Origin of the sequence: Sphingobacterium tabacisoli (assembly GCF_017908035.1) — a bacterium.
Lineage (GTDB): Bacteria > Bacteroidota > Bacteroidia > Sphingobacteriales > Sphingobacteriaceae > Sphingobacterium > Sphingobacterium tabacisoli.
In genome coordinates this window covers 659,523-680,871 of sequence record NZ_JAEQMU010000001.1, presented here as the reverse complement: position 1 = coordinate 680,871, position 21,349 = coordinate 659,523, and the positions used below count along the sequence as shown (strand labels likewise).

Annotated in this window: 18 protein-coding genes; 12 read left to right on the top strand and 6 right to left on the bottom strand. The window is 42.9% G+C overall.

From position 1 onward, the window contains the following. The first annotated feature begins 52 nt into the window (after positions 1–52). The 4 genes from JKG64_RS02675 to JKG64_RS02660 all read left to right on the top strand — a co-directional run bounded on the left by JKG64_RS02675 (position 53) and on the right by JKG64_RS02660 (position 2,949). Complete coding sequence (locus JKG64_RS02675) at positions 53–493, top strand: DsrE family protein (protein ID WP_210352794.1); 441 nt, start codon at positions 53–55, stop codon at positions 491–493. Positions 494–653: 160 nt separating this feature from the next. Beyond that, the gene (locus JKG64_RS02670; RefSeq protein ID WP_210352793.1) at positions 654–1,067 is read left to right on the top strand and encodes an NUDIX hydrolase; all 414 of its coding nucleotides are present in this window, start codon (positions 654–656) and stop codon (positions 1,065–1,067) included. Between the two features lie 21 nt (positions 1,068–1,088). Then, positions 1,089–1,652 (top strand): Crp/Fnr family transcriptional regulator, encoded by a 564-nt coding sequence (locus tag JKG64_RS02665; protein WP_210352792.1) that lies wholly within the window; start codon positions 1,089–1,091, stop codon positions 1,650–1,652. A 70-nt stretch (positions 1,653–1,722) separates the two neighbouring features. Further along, positions 1,723–2,949, top strand: coding sequence for an MFS transporter (locus JKG64_RS02660; protein ID WP_210352791.1), 1,227 nt, complete (start codon positions 1,723–1,725; stop codon positions 2,947–2,949). Positions 2,950–3,115: 166 nt separating this feature from the next. Here the strand turns inward: JKG64_RS02660 and JKG64_RS02655 are convergent, their stop codons facing one another. Then, complete coding sequence (locus tag JKG64_RS02655; RefSeq protein ID WP_210352790.1) at positions 3,116–4,345, bottom strand: acyloxyacyl hydrolase; 1,230 nt, start codon at positions 4,343–4,345, stop codon at positions 3,116–3,118. A 108-nt stretch (positions 4,346–4,453) separates the two neighbouring features. Between JKG64_RS02655 and JKG64_RS02650 the strand changes: the two genes are divergently transcribed. From JKG64_RS02650 to JKG64_RS02635, 4 genes are all read left to right on the top strand, one after another. Then, entirely contained in the window at positions 4,454–5,101 is a 648-nt protein-coding gene (locus JKG64_RS02650) for an NAD(P)H-binding protein (protein ID WP_210352789.1), read from the top strand. 85 nt (positions 5,102–5,186) lie between these two features. Continuing rightward, positions 5,187–6,458 (top strand): adenylosuccinate synthase, encoded by a 1,272-nt coding sequence (locus tag JKG64_RS02645; RefSeq protein WP_246512463.1) that lies wholly within the window; start codon positions 5,187–5,189, stop codon positions 6,456–6,458. 271 nt (positions 6,459–6,729) lie between these two features. Continuing rightward, on the top strand, positions 6,730–7,302 hold the full coding sequence (locus tag JKG64_RS02640) for a Crp/Fnr family transcriptional regulator (RefSeq protein WP_210352787.1): 573 nt from the start codon (positions 6,730–6,732) through the stop codon (positions 7,300–7,302). Between the two features lie 27 nt (positions 7,303–7,329). Next, on the top strand, positions 7,330–7,890 hold the full coding sequence (locus JKG64_RS02635; RefSeq protein WP_210352786.1) for a DUF4256 domain-containing protein: 561 nt from the start codon (positions 7,330–7,332) through the stop codon (positions 7,888–7,890). 69 nt (positions 7,891–7,959) lie between these two features. Here JKG64_RS02635 and JKG64_RS02630 read toward each other — a convergent pair whose 3' ends face one another. Continuing rightward, positions 7,960–9,831, bottom strand: a complete 1,872-nt coding sequence (locus JKG64_RS02630; RefSeq protein WP_210352785.1) for a TonB-dependent receptor plug domain-containing protein — start codon at positions 9,829–9,831, stop codon at positions 7,960–7,962. A gap of 81 nt (positions 9,832–9,912) precedes the next feature. Between JKG64_RS02630 and JKG64_RS02625 the strand changes: the two genes are divergently transcribed. Beyond that, positions 9,913–11,397 (top strand): aminotransferase-like domain-containing protein, encoded by a 1,485-nt coding sequence (locus tag JKG64_RS02625; RefSeq protein ID WP_210352784.1) that lies wholly within the window; start codon positions 9,913–9,915, stop codon positions 11,395–11,397. A gap of 36 nt (positions 11,398–11,433) precedes the next feature. Then, on the top strand, positions 11,434–13,161 hold the full coding sequence (locus tag JKG64_RS02620) for a tetratricopeptide repeat protein (RefSeq protein WP_210352783.1): 1,728 nt from the start codon (positions 11,434–11,436) through the stop codon (positions 13,159–13,161). 67 nt (positions 13,162–13,228) lie between these two features. Here the strand turns inward: JKG64_RS02620 and JKG64_RS02615 are convergent, their stop codons facing one another. Together JKG64_RS02615 and JKG64_RS02610 are read right to left on the bottom strand one after the other, a co-directional pair. Then, on the bottom strand, positions 13,229–13,873 hold the full coding sequence (locus JKG64_RS02615) for a hypothetical protein (RefSeq protein ID WP_210352782.1): 645 nt from the start codon (positions 13,871–13,873) through the stop codon (positions 13,229–13,231). Between the two features lie 103 nt (positions 13,874–13,976). Next, positions 13,977–16,892 carry an FAD-binding and (Fe-S)-binding domain-containing protein gene (locus tag JKG64_RS02610; RefSeq protein ID WP_210352781.1) on the bottom strand — a complete coding sequence of 972 codons (2,916 nt, stop codon included), beginning with the start codon at positions 16,890–16,892 and terminating at the stop codon, positions 13,977–13,979. Between the two features lie 233 nt (positions 16,893–17,125). On the opposite strand from JKG64_RS02610, the gene JKG64_RS02605 reads away from it, so the two are divergent. Beyond that, positions 17,126–17,605 (top strand): Lrp/AsnC family transcriptional regulator, encoded by a 480-nt coding sequence (locus JKG64_RS02605; protein WP_210352780.1) that lies wholly within the window; start codon positions 17,126–17,128, stop codon positions 17,603–17,605. A gap of 1 nt (position 17,606) precedes the next feature. Further along, on the top strand, positions 17,607–18,722 hold the full coding sequence (locus JKG64_RS02600) for an EamA family transporter (protein ID WP_210352779.1): 1,116 nt from the start codon (positions 17,607–17,609) through the stop codon (positions 18,720–18,722). Between the two features lie 94 nt (positions 18,723–18,816). Here the strand turns inward: JKG64_RS02600 and JKG64_RS02595 are convergent, their stop codons facing one another. Both JKG64_RS02595 and JKG64_RS02590 read right to left on the bottom strand, forming a co-directional pair. Beyond that, positions 18,817–20,094, bottom strand: coding sequence for a M16 family metallopeptidase (locus tag JKG64_RS02595; protein ID WP_210352778.1), 1,278 nt, complete (start codon positions 20,092–20,094; stop codon positions 18,817–18,819). Beyond that, complete coding sequence (locus tag JKG64_RS02590; RefSeq protein WP_210352777.1) at positions 20,087–21,337, bottom strand: M16 family metallopeptidase; 1,251 nt, start codon at positions 21,335–21,337, stop codon at positions 20,087–20,089. Before JKG64_RS02590 ends, JKG64_RS02595 begins: the two co-directional genes overlap by 8 nt. Between the last annotated feature and the right edge of the window lie 12 nt (positions 21,338–21,349).

The following is a 21,349-nucleotide window of genomic DNA, read 5'->3' as shown; positions in this document are numbered from 1 at the left end:
ATCTTAGGGTAATTGAAAAAGAAGAAACACGTAATCTTAAACATTGGAACACATGAGAAAACAAATTTTAGCAGTTGCATTATTACTATTTGGAATCACCTTCACTAGTTCGCTATCCGCCCAGCAAGTAGCAGTAGAATCCGTAGAGAAGGCCGTCAAAGCAAACGGGAAATACGCGATTTTGGTTCAGAACCCAATGCATTTGATGGCTTCGGTAATGACTGGCGCCGAATATAAATCAAAAGACAAAGCTGTTCAATTTGAGATCGTACTCATCGGACAGGTCGTCAAAGACCTGGCAGACAATAAAGAATTAGAGAGCACCATCCAAAGTGCCGAAAAATCGGGTATCAGATTAGTGGTTTGCGAATTTGCGATGAACAAGCTTGGAGTGAAGAAATCACAGTATCATCCGTCTATCTATACTACGCCGAATGGGTTTACCTATCTATTTGGTCTTCAGGAATTAGGTTTCAAGACGATTACATTGTAGCACACACACAAACAATAGAGCATGAGAATGCTCATTCAAACCGTCCGTTATAGTTCTTTACCTACTATAGATGCGACGGTTTGAATTATTTCGTATAAAGCGCTTATCAAATTTTAGTAGCTGATGATTTTCCTTATCTTAGAAGCCAGAAACAAAGGAAATGGAAAAGATAGCACTACCTACAGCCGGCCTTGTTGTAGTCGATGACAATAAACTACTACTGGGCTATAGCCGTAATAAAAAAGCCTGGTACCTGCTAGGCGGAAAGGTGGATCAAGGGGAGAATTCCCTCGAAGCCTTACTTCGGGAGATAGCAGAAGAGACCAACCTTCGATTAAGCCCCGATTCGCTTCAGTTTTACTGTCATATATCTGCCCCAGCCTATGGAGAAAATACCCATATCGTTATGGAGCAAGATTGCTTTTTCTATAAGCTGGAAGAGGAAATTCAAGCCAGTAGTGAGATAGATGAAATCCGTTTTTTTGATTTTGATACCTATCAAAAAGAACCGATACAAGTCCCTGGCGTAGTCCTCTTGTACCAACGCTTGATCGCGGATGGATATCTCCATTAATAGCAACAGTATCTTTAGACCATGGAAGCACTCATTCCTATATTATGCGAAAAATATGGTGTCAGTCCTGAGCTGATAGCTCTACTCCTTTCCCGTATGGAAAAGAAATCCTATGGTTACCATGATATTGTTATTGGTCTACAGGAGCGTAAGCAATACTACTATATTATTAATGAGGGTATCTGGCGGGCGTATCGCCTATTTGATGGAGAAGAAAGAACTCTTTGGTTTGAGCGCTATGGGGATATCTTATACTCCGAAGCATCCGAAGACTACATTATTGAGTCCATTTCCGACAGTTCTGCTTACGTCATCTCAAAAACCGACCTGGATGCTTTTTGCGAAGAATCCCATGAGATTTCTAACCTGGTCCGTACGGTACTAGAACAATACTACTTTCAGATTACCGAATGGCTGGTCATGCTGTGCCAGCCTACCGCCCGTGCGCGCTACCTCACTGTACTCGAGAAAGACCCCGAGGTCTTCCAACTGGTCCCGCAGAAATACATTGCCTCCTGCCTAGGTATGACGCCACAGTCGCTCAGCCGTATTCGAAGGCAGTTGGTAAAACAAAACATTAGTTAACAAATGTTCACGTCTCCCCGTTTTTAAGCTTCTATTTTTACCATCTGCTTCAAAAAGAATATCAGAACAGATGGAAATGAAAAAGGAACTGCACAACTGGAAAAAGAAATTCGCTATCATATGGTCGGGACAACTGTTCTCTATACTGAGCAGTGCGACCGCCCAATTTGCTATAGTTCTTTGGATCGGTATGGAAACCAACTCTGCGGAAGCTTTGGCCCATGCAACTATCGCAGGTCTATTGCCACAGATCGTGCTAGGACCTTTTGCCGGCGTATTTGTAGACCGTTGGAATCGCAAGTGGACAATGATTGGTTCGGATCTATTCGTCGCATTCTGTTCCACTTTAATTGCCCTATTCTTTTATCTGGACATCGTCGAGCTATGGGCTATTTATATACTCCTTACCTTACGCTCCATAGGTGGAGCTTTTCACACTCCAGCGATGAAATCGGCTGTTCCCCTCCTTGCACCAAAATCCGCTTTGGTACGTATCGCCGGAGTAAACGAGGTCATCCAATCCATTTCCATTATATGTGGCCCTATTCTAGGTGCAATAGGATTGTTGCATTTTGGGATGAGTGCGGTCATGCTATTGGATGTACTCGGTGCGGTCATTGCCTGTACCGCCCTTGCCTTTGTGCATATCCCCCAAGTAACGCAGGCAGCGCAATCGGCCAAGTCTATCTTGCGGGATATGGCTTCAGGCGCAAGCATAATCTGGAAAAACAAAGGAATATCATGGTTAATGGGTTGTGAGATAGTTATCAATTTCTTTGTTATGCCTATCGTTGCCGTAATGCCTTTGATGACCCTCCAGTATTTTAAGGGTAGCCCGTATCAGGTCAGTTTAATAGAGGGTCTATACGGTCTAGGGTTACTTTTTGGAGGTTTGGCCCTCAGTTTATGGAACCCCAAGAAAAAAAAGACCGTATTGATCGTCTTTGGCTTTTCTGCTCTAGGCATTGCATTAGCAACCTGTGGCCTGTTACCACCGACTTACTTTACTGCCTATGCCGTAATGACCATCGTACAGGGGTTGGCAGTTCCTTTCTTCACCGGTCCGTACACTGTATTGGTGCAAACACAATTCGAACCTAAATACCTAGGTCGTGTCTTTTCCATCTCCGGTAGTATTGTACAGTTACCCGCTATGCTTGGATTGCTTTTTGCTGGAATACTGGCAGATAATATTGGTGTAGAGAAGGTATTTCTTATTGGGGGTATTATCGTCACAGTGACTGCCATATTTTTGGGCTCGATACCAGCCGTGCGTAGTTTGGAAAAGGAGCATTAGCAACGCGGTTTTCTTATACACGGATGTTACCTTGATTGCAGTAGAATACTACTTCAGGTTCTTCTCGGCTAGACGATTAAAACGTCCATTCTTTCTGAACGTTAAGCGTCGCAGCGTTAATCCGCCAGCCTTCTGCATCCAATCTCTGAGGAGATGCTATATTTACTTAGTGCCCAAGAAAAGACGGTGTCTTATTATGGAATCGATAGCCTAAGCCCAACATGAGGTAATTGGGTTCGTGAAAGTCTTTTAGATTATAGCCGATATGCAGGAAGGAACTTCTACTGGTACCTATCTTCAAGGCAAAACTCTGGTAGGTGCCATTAAAATCGGCTCCCCGATATAAAACATTCTTTCCCAAGCCGATGCCTATAGTGAATATAGGCATGATATACTCCGCACGCGCGGATATGCCCAAGGCAACTTGCTGATTCCAATTGGGCTTGAAGAATTGTTGTTGTGTACCCACGATATAATCCTCCGTATATACATTTGCGCTACCATCGTATATCCCATCTAAAGAGAGTCCTGTCCGGAATCGATAACTCACATTGTACATCGGTGCAAAATAGGCTCCCACTACTGGGTATTTATGGGGTGAGGCGACCTGACTACCGAAAGAATATACCCCCTTCCTCCTCCAGGAACCAAAAATGACTACATCATAACTGATATGCTTCGGAAAGGCATGCGCCTGCAAGGTATTTGTCGCTTTCACCTCTGCTGCTGCTAGCTTAGAAACATCATACTGTAGTCCGATCTTTCCACCCAGCATATTCACACCAGCATTGGGATACTCCGTATTGCCGTTGGAGAAATGGGTAATATCCACCCCTCCTGTCAACGAAAGCCTATCCATTAACCGCCATTTTAGGAACATACCAAGATTGATATAGGCATTCTCGCGCGAACCGACAATTAGATTCTCTGGATTGGTCTGTGGATTATAGGGTTTCCACCCGGTCGAGAGACCGAAATTCCATTCGTAGCCTAATGATAGTCCTTTGCCCAGATTAGCTATCTCCGCATTCTGAAACAAGTAAGTAGCAACTGGACTTCCAAACTCCTGCCCTCCACGAAAACTAAAGTATGCAATACCGATCCCTTGTTCTGTATTTCGAAATACCTCCTTGCCAAGGCTACCAGTGGGTAATCCAAAGGAGTACTTAAGATGTCCCGAAAAAGCACTTCGGATACGTTGCTCCTGTCCGTTATGCTCCTTATAAAATGGAGAAGATGACAAGACTGAGGCAGGCCTGAACTCGACCACTATATGATGGCTATATCCTCCTTTTTCACGGCTTGTAGAATCGGTTTTGGTAAGCAAATTTTGGCCAAACGCCTTTGAAAACGAAAAAGCTACAAACATCAGCAAAAAGCATATACGGTTATTCATCAATAATTTGGAGACTATACTATAATTGAATACGATTGTAAAATAATAAAAAAAAATGAACCGTATACTTTTTTGTATTTTTGATTTGGTAACAAAACTTATATCCATATGAAAGCTCTATTAATTGGTGCAACAGGTGCTACTGGAAAGGATTTACTTCATCTATTGCTAGCTGATGATACCTTTAGCCGTGTTGATGTATTTGTACGCAGACCGTTGCCTGTGCACCATGAAAAGCTACATGTACACGTTATCAATTTTGATGCGGTAGAGCAATGGCAGGAGCTCGTCACTGGCGATGTGTTGTTCTGTTCTTTGGGTACGACACTAAAAATAGCTGGCAGCAAAGAGGCCCAATGGAAAATCGATTATGACTATCAGTATAACTTTGCTAAAGCAGCTCGGGCCAACAACGTCCCCAAGCTGGTATTGGTGTCGGCCGCCTTAGCTTCTGCTACCTCTATTTTCTTCTACAACAAAATGAAAGGGCAGCTGGAAGAAGCTATACAGGCATTGGCTTTTCCTCGCCTAAGTATATTTAATCCACCGGCCTTGATTCGAAAAGATAGCGATAGACCAGGAGAAGCAGTTGCCATAAAAATCACGAAATGGTTCAACAATTTAGGTTTGCTGACCAAGCAACGTCCCCTTCCGACCGAAGTACTGGCTCAGGCACTCCTTCACGCTAGTCTGCATCAAAATGAGGGGTTTCATCGTTATGCCGGTGAAGAAATTTGGAAATACGCTGGCAAGTAGTCTCTTTTTGCCAAATGACAATTGGGCTTAGTTCAGTGCGTCCTACTTTTGTGCTATAAATCAAAGCATATAAGAAATGGCTAAAATGGATATTCTTGTAGGTCTCCAGTGGGGAGATGAAGGAAAAGGTAAGTTTATTGACAGAATATGTCCCAACTATCAAATTGTCGCCCGATATAATGGAGGGGCCAACGCAGGACATACCATATTTTGGAATGGTTACAAGATTACCCTCAAACTACTGCCCTCGGGTATTTTCTATTCCCACATTACCAATGTTATCGGTAGCGGTGTCGTAATCAACCCCATACAGCTGAATCAAGAGATAGCCCAGTTAGTGGAAATATCTTCTGAGCTCAACATACAGCAACGTCTGCTTATTTCCCAAAAGGCACATCTGGTATTGCCTACGGACCAGTACAGCGATATCTACATGGAGGGATCGGACCTATTCCGTACGATAGGTACTACCAAAAATGGAATCGGTAATGCCTATGCCAACAAAATGCTAAGACAAGGGTTTAGAGTTGGTGATATTTTTGCTTCCGACTTCGCTTCTAATGTAGAGCAGGTCATGCGTCGCGACTACCAATATTTGACCCGTCTAGGACAGACCCTACCCGACTTTAAAGAAACTCTATGTATATTCCTAGCGAATATCGAAAACCTAAAAGAGCTGACCATAACCGATACGGAAACCTTTATCAACAAAGCGCTAAAAGAAGGAAAGCCCGTGTTGGCCGAGGGTGCTCAAGCGACTATGCTGGATATAGACCACGGTACCTATCCTTATGTAACTTCCTCCAATACGGTTGCTTCAGCGGCATGTGTAGGTCTAGGGGTTTCTCCCCGTCAGGTTGGTGAAATATTTGGTGTATTGAAAGCTTATAACACCCGTGTGGGCGAAGGGCCGTTCCCTAGTGAAATAATAGACAAGCTGGGCGATGAACTCCGTATTAAAGGAAATGAGTTCGGATCCAACACCAAACGCCCCAGACGTATTGGCTGGCTGGATTTACCTGCACTCCAATACGCCATCATGCTCAATGGTATCACCCAACTGATAATCACCAAATCGGATGTACTTAATGGGATGGATATTGTCAATATCTGTACGCATTATGAACTGGATGGAAAACTTGAATACAACTTCCCTACGGCTGGAGATATAAGTCATTTAACACCACACTGGAAAGCCTTCTCTGGATGGAATGCTGATTTTTCGAAAATAAAATCTGCGCAAGAGCTCCCCTATGAACTGATCCAATATCTTCGTTATTTGGAAGCTGAATTGGAGACGCCTATTACGCACCTTTCTATTGGTCCTGAACGGGATGCTATTATCAATTTAAAATAAAACTTTCATGATTACGTCAAGTCACCAATACACATTAACCACCCCCTATTATAACGGGTGAACTCTTGGATGCCTTCAAAAAAGAATAATGGCATAAAGAAAGCTATTGATATCCATTAAACCGATAGAAGAGAGCTCATTGATGCCCTGAAATATAATGTTGAATCAATAAAACAGACACCTTCAGAAAAAAACAATGCACATAATCCCCTGTTAAAAAAAATTAACAAGGGATTATTTGTAAATTTCATCCTGAAATCAAGCACATAACATGAAAGAACTTATTGCTTTTGTTGAAAAGTTTGGAACACTCAATGAACAAGAGAAAGATATCATTGGTAATCTATTCAAACATACCCAAGTTACAAAAGGAGAATACTTTGTAGAATGTGGCAATATCAGCAAACGGATTGCTTTCGTAGAGGACGGGGTATTCCGTTCGGTATACTATAATAAAAAAGGAGACGATTTTACCCGTTATTTTATTTATGAAGGCCGCTTCATTGGGGACCTCTATAATTTTCAACAGCAGGCTCCGTCCGACGACTGTATCGAAGCTGTCACCGACGCCAGTATCTGGTACATCGATTGGGAGAATTTTGCTACGCTAGAGAAACAGGTTAGTATTTGGCCCTTATTGATTAGTAAGCTTTATGCGTTTGTAGCAGAAAGCAAACTAAAGATGGCAAGCACAATGAAAAACCTTGATGCCAGCGAGCGCTACGAACTTTTCTTAAGGCACTATCCCGGCCTGGCCAATAGAGTACCTCTCAGCATGTTGGCCTCCTATCTCGGTATTACAGCTTCCTCCCTCAGCCGGATACGACGAACTATAGAGAATTAACGTACAATCCAACTATAAATCATCAAGATGAAAAACACCCCACTATCAAAAGAACAAATCACGGCACTAGGCTCGACTCTAAAAGAGCGTTTTGAAAAAAACAAGAATCGTCATCCAACATTGAACTGGGAAGAGGTCTGGAAGAAAGTTAGCTCGGCTCCCGATAAAATGATCTCATTGCAACAGATGGAAGAGACGGAAGGACAGCCTGATGTAATCGGCTACGATGAGAAGAAATCAGAATACCTCTTCTGCGACTGTGCAGCGGAAAGTCCAAAAGGCCGTCGCTCTATTTGCTACGACCAGCAAGCCTTAGACTCCCGAAAAGAAAACAAACCCAAACATAGTGCTGTCGCTATGGCGACAGAAATGGGAATAGAATTATTGACTGAAAGCGAATATGAGCAGTTGCAACTACTAGGTGACTTTGATCTCAAAACCTCCAGCTGGCTGCGGACTCCAGATGAGGTGCGGAGTCTAGGGGGAGCAATCTTTGGAGACAAACGCTACAAGCGTACATTCATATACCACAATGGTGCGGAATCCTACTACGCCGCCAGAGCATTTAGAGGAATACTTCGGGTGTAACCTAAAATATAATTCCTCCCTGTTCTTACTTGAGCACGGGGAGGAATTATCAGTATGTGGAGTATTTAGTTACTTTTGTTTCCAATGGTAGCGCACACCCATCGTATACCATCTACCAGGCATAGGAACGGCTCCCGTCTCCTTATAGCTCGCATCCAGCAGGTTGGTTCCTTCCACATAGAAATTCCACTGGTTCAGGCCATAGCCCACACGCAAGTCTGTAATAAAATAGGGTTTATGGAGTTCCCTTTTTATCCACCTACTCCCTAAACTGAAATCCAACTTATTGATTTGATATAAAGCACGTAGCAAGGTCTGATGCTTTAAGCTCTCAACAATAAACATGGATGTCACATTATCTGCATAGGTCATTTCTTTAGGTTTCAGATAGGTATAGCTCACATCGTATTTTAACCGTTGTCCATCCCCTATAGGGATAACCTGCCCAAAACCAATATTTAGCCCAAACATCTTATTGTTTCCAAAGTTAAACGGCTGGTAAGGCTCGCTCACATTGCCGCGAATACGGTCTATAAAATTGGAGATATTCCGATAGAACGCGCCCCCCTGTAGGTAGATATCCGACTTTTCATAGCGAAGTGCCAACTCATACTGCCAGGCATTCTCGGACTTCAATGCTGCATTACCGATATTACCCTTTTGTACAAGATAGAGGTCCGTATAGGTCGGAATCCGTTGACTAGAACCGACACTGAATGATGCTTTCCAGTTATTGGTAATGCTATATCCTACGTCTATTCCTGGAAACACCTGCCAACCATATTGCGTGTTATAGTTCAGGTAGCTTCCGATATTCAATAGTACACGGTCAATAGCTTCTGTTTTATACTCTGCGTATACACCATGATTATAACGGTTATGGTCACCAAGGTTAGTGCTCTCAACATCTTCATAACGACTTTCCAATCCGAAACCAAAATCACCGATGCGAGTATGTAGTATACTGTTCAATTCGGCGCTGTATACCTTCGTTTCATGCTCTGACCTCGCAGTTGATAAATCATTTCTAAAATACCGGTAATCGTCTTTGTTTCCCCTGTAACTCAATCTTGGCTTCAACGAAAAATTATTACTCAACTGGTGTGTACTGCCTACGGAAACCAAGGCGGTTTTGACGATTTCATGAGATTCCTTATCTCCTGGTGCTGCATAATAACCATTGGCGCCAAAAGCATTGTGAATATACCCTGCCATCAGGTCTAGCTCATCCCTTACTCCCAATGCATACTTACCCTGATAGAAAGCTCTCAGATTCTCAGTACCGCTGTTGTAGCGCTGTCCATTGGATTTTGCTCCGCCAACAGAAATTAGGTTTTGCGCATGTGTATTACCGATATTCGCTACGGCTTGTATATCGCCTCCGCCGTATATGCCTTTTCCATCGCCCTCGTCCTTTCCGGAGAAAGAGGAACCGCCCTGAACACGTACAGATACATCAGTACCAACCTGTGGTCTGGTTATAATATTGATAGCGCCTGTCAGTGCATTAATACCGTATACCCGTGCTGCGGGACCTTTTAGTACCTCGATACGCTCAACAGCATCGAGACTAATCGGAATATTCATGGAATGATGACCGGTCTGCACATCGGAGACTTTGACACCGTTGATTAGTATCAGGGTCTGCTCGAAGGAACCTCCATCGATATTGACATCAGCCTGTGTTCCAAAAGGACCTCGCTGTCTTATATCGACTCCCGGGATATAACTTAGGACCTCATTAATAGACCGAACCGGCATCTTTGCGATATCCTCTCTTTGGATAATCTGTATGTTACGATTCCTCTTATTAAAAGGGATCTGCAGTCGGTTTTCAGAAATAACGACCTCGCCTAGTGAAGTAGTATCCGAAGTTCCTATCTGTGCCTTACTAGATACTGAAAGCGCCACAATGGGCAGGATTAAAAATAGTCTTTTCATCAAAGTATCGAAATGTATTTGTTTTGTTGACGGCAAAAGTCATATCTTTCCGGAACATTTAAATAGTCCACTTTCAACAATATGAGTAGTCCGGTTCTGTTATCCTTGTCCTCCTTTGTTACACTAGATAGAAACGCGTCAACGCCACTCTTTGTGCAGTTGGCACAGCAAATCATAAACGGGATTCAGCGCGGTTTTCTCGCTACAGGAGCCAAGCTCCCCGGTACACGCATTGTCGGCGATCAGCTTAACCTGCATCGAAAGACGGTCATCGCTGCCTACGACGAACTACAGGCTCAGGGCTGGATTGATATTATCCCCAACAAGGGGACGTTTGTACTGCAACAAAGTAAAACAAAACAAGCTATTCCCTCTGCCAAACCTCCCCTGTCCAGTAGTCAGTATCCAGCAAAGACCGGATACGATATCCAGACATCCAATATATTAGACAATCCTTTTGAAGAGAATATCGTCCCTTACTCCTTCTCCGATGGAAACACCGACATACGGCTCACGCAGGTAAAAAACCTTTCTCTGCAATACAGTTCCTCAATGAATCGTAAGGGGAGTTTAAAAAGGATGTCCCAATACCACGAAAACGGCAGCCTATACTTCAAAGAGCAGTTAAGCAACTACCTCAACCTATCTAGGGGGCTCCATATTTCCAAATATAACCTCCTCATAACAAGAAGTTCCGAGATGAGCATCTACTTAATCGCTAAAGTAGTGCTTAAGCCCCTGGACAAAGTAATTGTGGCGGAGTTAAGCAATTTTGCCGTCAATATGACCCTCTTACAAGCGGGTGCGACACTTGAAACCATCCCGTTGGACAAAGAGGGTATCTCGATAACTGCATTAAGAGACAAACTAAAGACTGCTCCTATACGGATGCTGTATATCACTCCACATCACCATTACCCAACGACCGTCACGCTCAGTGCCCAGCGTCGACTGGAACTGTTACAGCTGGCGAATGAATACGGCTTTGTGGTTGTTGAAGATGATTACGATTATGATTTTCACTACGAAAAGGCGGCAGTACTGCCCATAGCCAGTGCAGATACCAACGGTATGGTTATCTACACCGGAACATTTGGCAAGTCCCTAGCGCCAGCCTTTCGTACCGGTTTTGTAGTCGCTCCGCATAATCTTATACAGGAAATGAACAAGTATCTAGGTATCATCGATAGACAGGGAGATATCATCATGGAGCAAACATTGGGTGAAATGATTGAAGAGGGTGAAATTCACCGGCACCTAAAGAAGTCCCTTAAAATCTACAGGGAACGCAGGGACAATATGTCAGAGCTATTGAATGGAATGCTTAAAGAATATATATCATTTGATACACCCAATGGCGGGCTAGCGACCTGGGTAGAGTTCTACCAGACGAAGTCACTGATGAACATAAAAGAGCGATGTTTGAAACATGGACTGTTGGTGCCCCGACATATCCTCTATCAGAACAGGCAAATCTCTGCGATGCGTATAGGTTTCGGTCATATGGATAGTCAGGAGATGGAAGAGAGTTTCTCTATTCTTAAGCTCGCATTGGAGTCCTTTTGAGTTTTGATTAAAAAAAAGCTAAATTGCAGGCTATCTATGCGCGTTATCAAATATCTCATATCAATTGTTATAATCAGCTTATTTTCAACATTAAAAGCTAAAACACCTGATTTATCTATACAGTTGAATGCCCTGAAAGAGGAAAAGAAACAAATAGAATATTGCCTAAAATTAGATCCCCGAAAGGATGGTGCCGTCGATTCAAACTACTTAAAAGAATACCTAAGTCCCCTGCTTAACCACAAAAATCCAGGACTTAAACTCACTTATTACTTGCTACTAGCGGATGCCACATCTATCCTATTTGACCAGGTTAATCCCGTCACGAATGCTTATTTCGACCGGGCGATGGAGGTTGCTGACCAAAGTGGTGTGGAAGAGTACCGTTTATTACCACTAATACGACGAGGTTATTATTATTTCACCTATCGGGAGATATCGACTGCGCTACCCTATTTTCTATCGGCCTCGAATCTGATAAATGATTCAAACTTGGATAAAGTGCCTCTCGGCGCGGTGCATTTACAGTATTCGGCTAATTTTTACGGCTATATCGGGAATTCCGCAAAAGCGCTCGAGTATTATAAGAAGGCTGCCGATTATGCTCCCAAAGACACGAGGCAGACCATCGACATCCTGAATGCTATAGGAGTTTATTATTATAGGGATAGTATCTACGATAGTGCGGAACACTATTACAAAGAAGGACTGAAAGTTGCGGAAAGAACTAAGGATACCGTGTGGATGGGTATACTACAAGGTAATATCGGCAACATACTACTGGCCAAGGGAGATACCGCCCAGGCTATCGTGCTATCCGAAATGAATGTAAAGACGTCTTTGAAATACGAAGAATTCAAAGATGCGATGCGTACATTATTGGGATTGGCGGAGATTGCGGTCGCGCAAAAGAGGTGGAGCCAAGCGAAGGCATACCTGACTCAAGCAGAGGTCTATTTCGAACCCAAGCCTTTCTTTTTAATGTATAAAACGACAGCTTATGAATTAAAGGCTAAAATTGCTCAGGCAGAGGGTAATCAAAAAGACGCCATCTACTACCTGAATCAATTTATAACGTACAACGATTCTACACAGCAACAAAAAGATACCGAGCGCCTTCAACAAGCGACATGGAACTGGGAGACCGAACGGTTTAACCTCGCAATAACGGAGGCGGAAAATAAAAGAAAACAAGATCGTTTTCGCGACTTGAGTATCAGTCTGCTTCTGATTCTGACACTCCTATCCATTACACTGCTCATACACCGTTCCCGGCAGCGTATAAAGATAAAATCCATTAAACTGGAGAAGGAGCAGTTGGCTCTATTGTTGGAGAAAGAACTTTTGGACAAAGAACTTATAAAGTCCAAAACAGAGATGAAGGATTTTCTGCTCCGCATTAAAGAGAACGAGAAGATAATACAGGATCTTGAGCGGAAACTATCCCAAGCTCAGGTCAATGCTCAAAATGAGAGTGCCAATGAGATTCAAGAAAACCTGACGCAGATGCTGGAATCGCATATTATGACTGATGAGCGCTGGTATAGGTTCAAGTCCCTGTTTGAAACGACGCATCCCGGTTTCTTCGAAGAACTCACGCTACGGTATCCAAATATATCGGAAAACAATTTAAGACTATTGACGTTGAGTAAGCTTAATCTGAATAACCAGAGTATTGCCCATCTCCTAGGTATATCCCTCGATGGGGTTAAGAAAGCGAAGCAACGACTACGGAAAAAGATTGACCTCTCTATAGAGAATTAGATGATAGAAACGAAAACAGCTTCAATTAAGATAATTGAAGCTGTTTTTATTTTTGTAGAATCTAGATCTATTTACCCTCGAAAGCCGCTACGAATTGCTTACGGAAAGTAGAATCCTTCTCCGAAAATTCGAACGCCTTACGGTAGGTATCCACTACGCCGAATACCTCTGCTGGTTCACCCGCACCATTTTCAAAAAACAGTTTAAAACTATAAGTAGAAGGTTTAGTTAAATCAACAGCAGTCTTATTGGACGAGAATACCGTCGGCAATATTACCTGGTCCGTCATTTTATTGGAAGTAGGCTGTTTGAACATAGTTCCTAGTGCCTTCACGAAAGCATCCGATGAAGCACCTATAGAAGAAAACTTAATCGCCCCTTTGACAAAGCCTGCCTTTTCATCAACCTTTCCATCATTTGTAAGTCCCGGTTTGATATCCTTTAGTACCTCTATTTTCAATCCAACAGTATCTTTATCGAACAGTGATTTAGCGACGTAAACCATCGAAGAGTCTGTACTAATCTCTTCCGTAAAACGTAAAAACAATTGCTGTTTTGCAGCTTCCGCATTATTGGTCAACTGCTCGATAGTTGGTGTATTCTTTGTAGAATCAGCAGTGTTGGTTTTATTCCCCTGACCGGTATTATTACAAGATGCCATTGTAACAGCGGCGGCAACTCCTAATCCTAAAAACGAATTGATTGATTTCATATGTATATAAGTTTTATTTAACATGTCGTTATCTTCTTTCGAACACTCCGAAATTCGTAAGATTTCTATTTTATTGTGAAACAATTAAGATACGACATTGTTTTTACTTAATTAACGCTTTATATAAAATTTCCACTGGATGATACGATTTTCGTCCTACACCATCCTTAATCTGATGACGACATGATGTACCTGCTGCTGCAATCAGGGTATCTGCTCCTGTATTTCTTACAGCAGGAAGCAATACCAACTCCGCGACCTTCATGGATATCTCATAGTGTTCTTTCTCATAACCAAAGGAACCTGCCATTCCACAGCATCCCGAAGGAATAACCTCAACGGTATAATTGATAGGTAAGGACAATAGTTTTTCTGTAGTACCTACCAGATGGAAGGCTTTTTGATAGCAATGCCCGTGCAATTTTATGGTTTGCTTCTCCGAAGTAAATTGTTCAGGATGGATATTCCCCTTCTCTACTTCACGTAGTAAGAATTCTTCCATAGTCAAGGCATTTCTAGCAATCCGTGATGCCGCTTCTTGCTGGTCTGGATCCACCAAAGAAAGATACTCGTCCCTAAAGGTCAATATAGCCGACGGTTCAATACCCAACAGTGGCGTACCATCATTTATCAACTGACTCAGTAGAGAGACATTTTTATTCGCCAATGCTTTAGCTTCTTTAACAAAACCTTTGGATAGGTAAGTCCGTCCACTTTCTTTATGCGGTGGCACCAGAACCTGGTATCCTAATGCGGTCAATAGCTTGTATGCTGTAATACCTATTTCTGTATCATTGTAGTCCGTAAACTCATCGCAGAAGAGGTAAACGCGTTTTTGGCTGATCGGTGAATCTTGCTTTTTAATCCATTGTTTAAGTGTGGTACCCGAAACACTTGGCAACGAGCGGTCTGGTGCAAATCCAACTACCTTTTTGATCACCTTAGATAATAACGCATTCTGCGCAAAAAAGTTATAAACCGGTGCCACCATCGACCCTAACTGCTGGCTCTTAGTAAAATTCGCAATAAGCTTGGAGCGGAAAGGCGCACCATGTACATCATAATACTGTTGTAGGAATTCGGCTTTCATCTTGGCAACATCTACACTTGATGGGCACTCGGTCTTACATCCCTTACAGCTCAAACAGAGGTCCATGACCTCCTTTATTTCCTCGTGGTCGAAGCGGTTCTTTTTAGTCGAGTTAGTCAAAAACTGACGTAACATATTGGCGCGTGCGCGGGTCGTGTCTTTCTCATTGCGGGTAGCCATAAAGGAAGGACACATCGTGCCTCCAGTAATCTCCGTCTTCCGACAGTCGCCTGAGCCCGAACATTTCTCTGCCAATCGCAAGATACTTTCATCCTTGGTAAAGTCAAAGTAAGTCTTGATAGCCTGTCCATCTACAGGTTTATCATAGCGCAATGAGCTGTCCATTGGTGGCGCATCGACAATCTTATTCACATTGAATATACCTTTGGGGTCGAAAATCCCCTTGACCTGCCGCAACAGTTGATAGACATCCTCACCCAATACCTTGGCGATGAATTCTCCCCGCAAGCGCCCATCACCATGTTCACCACTGAGCGAACCATTATATTTTAGTACTAAATCAGCCGTCTTGTCCAATATCGTACGGAATTGTTTCTTTCCTTCGGCAGACTTTAGATTGATAAAAGGCTCGATATGTAGCTCTCCTGCTCCTGCGTGTGCGTAGTAAGAGGCATGAACGCCTTGCTCCTGCAATAATTGCTGTACATCAGCGACGTAAGCAGGTAAATCCTCCGGCGAAACGGCACAGTCCTCAATCAGATTGACCGGTTGGCTATCCCCTGGAAGGTTTCGAATCAATCCCAATCCCGCCTTACGTACATCCCATACGAGATTTGTTTCTTTCGCATTGGTTATCAATGGGTAGGCATAGCCGAATCCAGCTCCAATAAGTTCTTCTTTTAGAAGTTTCGCTTTTGCTTCAATCTCCTCTTTGGTATCTGCGCGGAATTCGACAATTAAAAGAGCTTGAGGGTCGCCCTCGATAAAGAAACGATTATACTGATAGGTCGGATGACCTACGGTAAAATCTAAAATATACTTATCCACCAATTCGGAGGCTTCTGGATTGTGCTTGAGGGCAATCACATTAGCCCGCATACATTCAATCATATCATTGAAATGCACACATAGTAAACCGATTTCCTTTGGTGGCAAAGGACGTAGATTCAATACCGCTTCAGTGACAATCCCCAAGGTTCCTTCAGAGCCTGCCAAAAGATTACACAGATTGAAAGGGGTCTCCTTGTCTACTAGATAATCTAAGGCATAGCCGGTATTACGTCGTGTTATCGCCTTTTTCGGAAAGCCCTGTTCTATGGCTTCGATATTTTCCGTCTTTGTCAACAAATCATTCAAAGCACGGTAGATATCTCCTTCTCTCCCTTTTGCCGATAGCTTACCAAAATAAGCGGTAGGCTCTAGTTTTTCAAAAACCACTTCGCTCCCATCGTTGAGCACGACATTGGCACTTATCAAGTTCTCCCGTGTATCTCCCCATACAATGGAATGGAGTCCCGACGAGTTGTTACCAATCATCCCTCCCACCATCGCTCTGCTTGCGGTCGAGGTCTCCGGTCCAAACATCAAGCCATGCGGTTTCAGGTACGCATTTAAGTCATCACGAATCACGCCGGGCTCGACCTTAACCCAACGCTGTTCTACATTCAACTCCATTATTTTGTTGAAGTATTTTGACACATCGACCACGATACCACTCCCTACGACCTGTCCAGCTAGTGAAGTACCTGCCGTACGGGGAATTAAAGTGACTTGATTTTTATCGGCAAACTGTACCAATTTCAAGATATCACTTTTCGTATATGGAATCACAACGGCAAGGGGCAGTTCTTGATACACTGATGCATCCGTAGCATAAGCTAATCGAATGGTCTGGTGTTTAGGGTCGGTAGGATTGTAATATAACTCTCCGTCTATATGATGGCTTAGTTTCTCTAGCGTTGACAACATGAAATTCTTCTTTAAATCTAATAGATAAACAAATCTAATCAATCTTACATTATTTTTATGTATATTGGAGAGAACGAATGTTATTTTATGCAACGAAATAAATGAAATGCGCAAAATAACGCAAGCCAAATCCTACTGAAAACCAAAAGACCAACCTATATAAATAGAATATTATTCATATTCTAATAAATAATTATGAATTATATTCTAAAAAAGGTTAAATTTGCAGAATTATGTCAAAATTAGAAGTATCATTAGACCATATTGACTATCAAATCCTCCGCATCATGCAGAATAATGCCCGGACAAACAACGCGGATATCGCGCGTGAACTCGGCATGGCACCTTCTGCTATATTGGAGCGAGTCAAGAAGTTAGAACAGAAGGAAGTTATATTACAGTACAATGCTAAGATCAATCCTTCTGCATTAGACCAAAATTTACTGTCATTTATATTCATCAAGACATCAGACATTATTGGAGAGCAGGGAGTCGCTTATCTATTGGCTGAAATCCCCGAAGTGCAAGAAGTGCACGACATCGCTGGTGATGATGGTTATCTTGTTAAAGTGCGTACCAACGATGCCGCAGGTCTGGTCGACCTTATGCGCAATACCTTGGGAAAGATCGAAGGTATCTTATCTACGCGTACGACGATTGTCCTACAAACGGTCAAAGAAGAACAAAAACTGGTAATTCCTTCAAAAGATTAATATGGAAGAAAAGAATCCTTCAGTAGCGCGCATAGTCTTCGCTTATCTTGTAGTCTATATCGTATGGGGCTCTACATTCTTTTTCATCGAAAAAGCACTTCGGTCTTTCTCCCCTTTTGTGTTGGGTTCTATTCGCTTTATTATAGCAGGAACGCTTCTAATGGGGTACTGTGGATTGAAAGGGTACAAAATATTTAACAGAGCTGATGTTAAGCAAGCAATATTTGTTGGCTTCTTACTTCTATTTGTGGACATGGCTGCTATTATTTGGTCTGAACAGTACATATCAAGTGGTATCGTATCGATCCTATCGGCCGCCACAGCAATCTGGTTCATCATCTTTGACAAACCCAAGTGGAAAGAAAACTTTTCTAGCCTCCCGATTATTCTAGGCTTAATATTAGGTTTTACAGGAGTAATCATGTTGTTTGCAGAGCAAGTCTTTGGACAGACGGATGATGGAGAAAAGTCGCAAAACCTTATCGCTATGGGGGTTCTAATCATGGGAACAATTGGTTGGACGATAGGTTCCCTAACCTCTAAATACAGTCAAAAGGAAAAGACGGAAAAAAGAAAAGAACAGCCTCTAAACGTTATCGTGAAAACGGCCTGGCAAATGGTTACTGCCGGGGTTGCATTTACGACGGTCGCGTTATTAAACGGAGAATATAAAGCTTTTGACTACAAAGCCGTCTATCTAGCAGATTGGGGGGCAATAATCTATTTGGTTACCTTCGGGTCTATACTTGCCTTTAGCTCGTATATATGGCTCCTACAAGTCAGACCTGCGACCGAGGTGAGTACCTACGCTTATGTCAACCCAATTGTAGCACTATTGCTGGTGCATTTCTTTACCGACCATCAGGTGACTCCATTACAGATAATAGGCCTTGTTGTGGTGTTATTCTCGGTGCTACTAATGAACTGGAATCTGTACAAAAACAACAGAACCATACGTGCACTGCGCTATAGAAAGAAATTAAAACGTGTTAAGAATATGGCGCCGAAGAGTAGTATTCCTAGAATTATAGAGGTTGCCGATTTTAATGCGAAGGAGAAGAAAAAACAAGTTGCTAAAGAAGCGAAGAAAGAGTCTTCTTCATTCCTTGATGAATAAAGAAGAAAAACAAACCGGAACGAAGTGGAATTCAGCGAATAATAAACCGCCGTATAAAACCATTAATACCGGAAGAAATAAAAAAGGGAAGTACTTAATACTTCCCGACAATTACTTTAGTCAACTTATCAAAGTCGAAATATCGTACCGCAATCTCCTGAACTCGCTCTGGAGTCATCGTACGGAGTACCTCATGGTAGTAGTGATAGTAAGATAGATCAAGACCGCTAAAATAAACCGCCTTAAACTTATCTACATGGGAGAAGATACTCTCCAGACTGCCTAGGAGGTTTCCCTGCATATAGTTGCGTACTAAATCCACTTCTTCTATAGTCGTAGGCTCTTCGCGCAAGCGTCTAAATTCTTTCTCTATTTCTACTAAGGTCGCCTTAGTGACATCTGCTCCTACCTCGGACCCTAAGGTCATAAAAGCGGTATGCTTCAAACTAACGACAGCCGAGCCGATACCATAGGTATAGCCTTTGTCTTCGCGGATATTGCGCATCAGCCGCGATCCAAAAAAGCCTCCCAGCAATGTGTTTACAAATTGTATAGCCGGAAAATCCGGATGAGCACGCCCTTCAGTAATACCGCCCATGCGAATAGCAGACTGCAAAGCCTCCTCTTTAGGCTCTACGACCAACTGTCCATTGCTAGCTAACGGAAGGTCGATGGCGTTGCCAACTGCTGTTTTGCTTTCCGCCCATTCTCGGCCAAACAAATTATCCACTAAATCCTGAAGCTCTTGGTCTACCCTCCCCGCTATCAACACGGTGCAGTTATTTGGGCGAATCTGTTGCTCAAATAGCGAATAGAGTTTCGCTCTGCTGAGGGTATCATAATCTTCGAGATCCGCCACGGCACCGTATTGGTTGGGGCCAAACAAATTTTTGTAAAACAAGCGACGGGCGACTACGTCATTCTTTTGCAGCGCTATCTGTAGGCTCTGCTTATTATTCCGGATGTAGGTTTCTAATTCCTCTTCAGGGAAAGTAGAATTCATCAAAATATCGGCTATAATAGGCAGTACTTTGCCTACATGTTTCCTTGTGGTGTACAAGGACAAGGCGGTATAGTCAAAGCTATACTCGGGCATAAGATAAGCACCATAGAAATCTATTTCTTCGGCTATCTCGGCACTACTTCTCGTGGTTGTACCCTCTTTTAACATCGAGGATAGCGCAACGTTCAAAATCGGCAATTCTGACTTCTCGTAGTGGTTCTCGAATACAAACTCAAACTTCATCAGCTCCAAGTCCTCGCTGTGAAACAAGAAGGTGCGCAGTCCATTACTGTGGTTTACAACGTCGGGCTGTACCAACTCTAGGTCGCCTATGGCTTGATAAGGTGGCGCTTCCAGTCTATTAGGCATTTACACCTCCTTTTGATTGGTACCACAATGTCGATGAGTTCTCCATTCTAAATATTTCTGTAGCTACACGCTGTACGTCTTCAGCAGACACCTTTAAATACTTTTCGTTTTCGTCGTTATATTCTTGGGCATTGCCCAGCGCTTCATAATAAGCTAGATTCATTGCTTTATCCAGGATGGATAGTTCTGAAAATAACAAGGTCGATTCTATTTTGTTCTTGACCTTTTGTAGTTCAGCCTCAACTACCGGACTAGTCTTTATTTTGTTTAACTCTTTCCAAATAATCGCTTCCGCTTCTTCTAGACTGATACCTGCCAGTGGTTTCCCCTCGATAACAAATAGATTGCTATCAATACTACCTGTTACATAAGCGTTGATTTCGGAAAAGACCTGTCTTTCTTTGACTAAAGAGCGATACAATCGTGAAGAAGCGCCTCTTGATAGAATATCCGACAATAAATCCATCGTCTGATAGTCCTTTGACAGCCTATCGCAACCGTGAAAAGCTATATGTATGCTATCTACAGGCACATCGGCTTCCACGACCTCTCGCCTAGCAGCATCTTGCTTTGGCTCCTGTGGCAGGTTACGATGATAAGACTGTCCCGAGGGAATTTCATCAAACCACTTCTCCGTCAGCGCCTTTACGTCTGCCAGTTTAACATCCCCTGCAACTACCAATATCGCATTTTGAGGAGTGTAAAACTTAGAGAAGAATCCTTTGACATCTTCCATAGTTGCATCTTCGATATGCTTTAATTCTTTGCCTATAGTCGCCCATCTATAAGGGTGCACCTTGTACGCCATAGGGCGCAAGTGCAACCATACATCCCCGTAGGGTTGGTTGAGGTAGCGCTGTTTGAATTCTTCACACACGACTTGACGCTGCACCTCCAAGCTCTGCTCACTAAAAGCTAAGCTCAGCATGCGGTCACTCTCCAACCAGAAGGCGGTCTCTAGATTGGAAGCAGGCAGTGTGATATAATAGTTTGTAATATCATTGCTCGTGAAAGCATTGTTCTCGCCTCCGACTTGCTGTAAGGGCGAGTCATAATTAGGGATATTCACAGATCCTCCGAACATCAAATGCTCAAACAAATGGGCAAATCCCGTCTGCTCCGGAGATTCGTCACGAGCCCCTACATTATATAAAATATTAACAACAGCCATGGGCGTAGTATGGTCTTCATGTACCAATACTTTCAATCCATTGCTTAAAGTAAACCTTTCAAAATTTATCATAAAAGACGTTAA